3 protein-coding genes are annotated in these 2,582 nt (G+C 62.2%); 2 read left to right on the forward strand and 1 reads right to left on the reverse strand.

Annotated features, from left to right (window positions below; genetic code table 11):
- Both GHO41_RS28930 and GHO41_RS28935 read left to right on the forward strand, forming a co-directional pair.
- The coding region (locus GHO41_RS28930; RefSeq protein ID WP_153435317.1) for an EamA family transporter at nucleotides 1–353 on the forward strand (353 nt) is incomplete at its 5' end.
- A gap of 67 nt (nucleotides 354–420) precedes the next feature.
- A complete protein-coding gene (locus tag GHO41_RS28935) occupies nucleotides 421–1,758 on the forward strand; it encodes a DEAD/DEAH box helicase (protein WP_153435318.1) in 1,338 nt (445 codons plus the stop codon).
- Nucleotides 1,759–1,865: 107 nt separating this feature from the next.
- On the opposite strand, the gene GHO41_RS28940 is transcribed toward GHO41_RS28935, so the two are convergent.
- Nucleotides 1,866–2,582: TIGR03862 family flavoprotein (locus tag GHO41_RS28940; protein WP_153435319.1), on the reverse strand; the 717-nt coding region annotated here is incomplete at its 5' end.

Consider the following 2,582-nt stretch of genomic DNA (forward strand, 5'->3'; position numbering starts at 1 on the left):
CCATGGCCAGCGCCGCCGAAATGATCACCGCAGGTGTGGTGCTGCTGGCCGGCAGCCTGCTCAGCGGCGAGCGCATGACCCATCTGCCAACCGCCGCAGGCTGGGGCGCGTTGCTGTATCTGGTGTTCTTCGGCTCGATCATCGCCTTCAGCGCCTACATGTACCTGCTGAAAAACGTGCGCCCGGCCGCCGCCACCAGCTATGCCTACGTCAACCCGGCCGTGGCGGTGATGCTGGGCATCGTGTTTGCGGGCGAGAGCATCGGCTTCGAAGAGTGCCTGGCGATGGCGGTGATCATCAGCGCCGTGGTGTTGATCGGGTTGCCGCAGTGGCGCAAGCAGAAAACCGTCTGAATTAGGGTAAACTGCGCGCCATTGCACTTTATGCACCCCTGCGCAGACCTTTTTCGACGGTATTCCCATGACATTCGCCACCCTTGGCCTGATCGAGCCCTTGCTGCGCGCCCTTGAGGCGCTCGGCTACAAGACCCCCACCCCGGTTCAGGCCCAAGCAATTCCCGCCGTGCTGGCAGGCCGTGACCTGATGGCCGCCGCTCAGACGGGCACCGGCAAAACAGGCGGCTTTGCCTTGCCATTGCTGCAATTGCTGACCATGGAAGGGCCAAAGGTCACCAGCAACTCGATCCGCGCGCTGGTGCTGGTGCCGACCCGCGAACTGGCCGAACAGGTTCACGAGAACATTCGCCAGTACGCCGAGCACCTGCCATTGAGCACCTATGCGGTGTACGGCGGGGTCAGCATCAACCCGCAAATGATGAAGCTGCGCAAAGGCGTTGATGTACTGGTGGCGACCCCCGGCCGCTTGCTCGACCTGTATCGCCAGAACGCGATCAAGTTCAACCAGTTGCAAACCCTGATCCTCGACGAAGCCGACCGCATGCTCGACCTCGGTTTCTCCGAAGAGCTGCGCGACATTTACCGTGCCTTGCCGAAAAAACGCCAGACCCTGCTGTTCTCGGCAACGTTCTCGGACGCGATCCGCCTGTTGGCCGAGCAGATGCTCGACAACCCGCTGAGCATCGAAGTCAGCCCACGCAATGTGGCGGCCAGCAGCGTCAAGCAGTGGGTGATCCCGGTTGATAAAAAGCGCAAGGCAGAGCTGTTTCTGCACTTGCTGCGCAGCCAGCGCTGGAAGCAGGTGCTGGTATTCGCCAAGACCCGTAACGGCGTTGATGAGCTGGTAGACAAGCTGCAAGGCCTGGGGATCAACGCGGACGGCATCCATGGCGACAAGCCACAAGCCACCCGTCAACGGGCGCTGGATCGTTTCAAGGCTAGCGAAGTGCAAATTCTGGTCGCCACCGACGTCGCCGCGCGCGGCCTGGACATCGACGACCTGCCGCTGGTAGTCAACTTTGACTTGCCGATCGTGGCCGAAGACTACATTCACCGCATTGGTCGCACCGGCCGAGCGGGCCAGAAAGGCGAGGCGATCTCGCTGGTTTGTGCGGACGAAGTGAACATGTTGTCGGCAATCGAGATGTTGACCCGTCAGACATTGACCCGCCACGAAGAACCCGACTTTGTGCCAGAGCACCGCGTGCCGCTAACCGATGCGACGGGCCAGGTGGTCAAAAAGCCGAAGAAACCGAAAAAGCCTAAAGCAGCAGGCGGTGGCGGCAAGCGCAACCTGGGCAAATGGGTGGACAGCGGCGACGTGGCCCCGGCCGAGCCTTCGGTCAAGCCTGTGCGCAAAGTCCCGGTGTTCAACACCGGCCCGCGCAAGCGCAAGCCATAACCCGCCCTTCAATATGTGGGAGCGGGCTTGCTCGCGATTCAGGCGCCTCGGTCAATCTGATTAGCGCGTCGATGCCATCGCGAGCAAGCCCGCTCCCACCCAGGTGATCAGCGTTGTGCTTGCAACCAGCTTAAAACCCCCAACCCTGCGGCGCGCCCGCTGGCAAAGCAGCCGGTGAGCAAGTAACCGCCGGTGGGGGCTTCCCAGTCCAGCATCTCGCCCGCGCAGAACACACCCGGTACTGTGTTGAGCATCAGGTTGTGATCCAGTGCCTCAAAGCGCACGCCGCCGGCGCTGCTGATGGCCTCGTCCAGCGGTCGTGCCTTGATCAGTGTCAGGGGCAGGGCTTTAATCGCTTTGGCCAACTGCGCCGGGTGGTTGAAGTCATCCGCCGGGGCCAGCTCGCGCAACAGCGCCGCTTTTACCCCGTCCAGACCCAACTGGCTGTGCAAATGCTTGCTCATCGAGCGTGAGCCGCGCGGCTTGGCCAAGGCCGCGGCGATTTTATCCACAGGCTTGTTAGGCAACAGATCGATCAATATCGTCGCTGCGCCATGCTGGTTGATGGCCTCACGAATCGGCGCAGACCAGGCATAAATCAAACTGCCTTCAATGCCGCTGGCGGTGATCACGCATTCACCCAAGCGTGGTGCGCTGTGCTCCAGGGCAATGGCGATGTTCTTCAAGGGCGCCCCGGCGAACTTGCTGCGCAGCACCTCGCTCCAGCCCGCCACATCAAACCCGCAATTGCTCGGCTGCAAGGCCGCCAGCTCGACGCCGCGCTCTGCCAGCAGCGGCATCCACGCGCCATCAGAGCCCAGTCG

The sequence above is a fragment of the Pseudomonas sp. FSL R10-0399 genome, assembly GCF_009600165.1.
Taxonomy (GTDB): Bacteria; Pseudomonadota; Gammaproteobacteria; order Pseudomonadales; family Pseudomonadaceae; genus Aquipseudomonas; species Aquipseudomonas helleri.

Coding starts and splice junctions, on each gene's coding strand:
- GHO41_RS28935 (WP_153435318.1), top strand. CDS start 421: ATGACATTCGCCACCCTTGGCCTGATCGAGCCCTTGCTGCGCGCCCTT.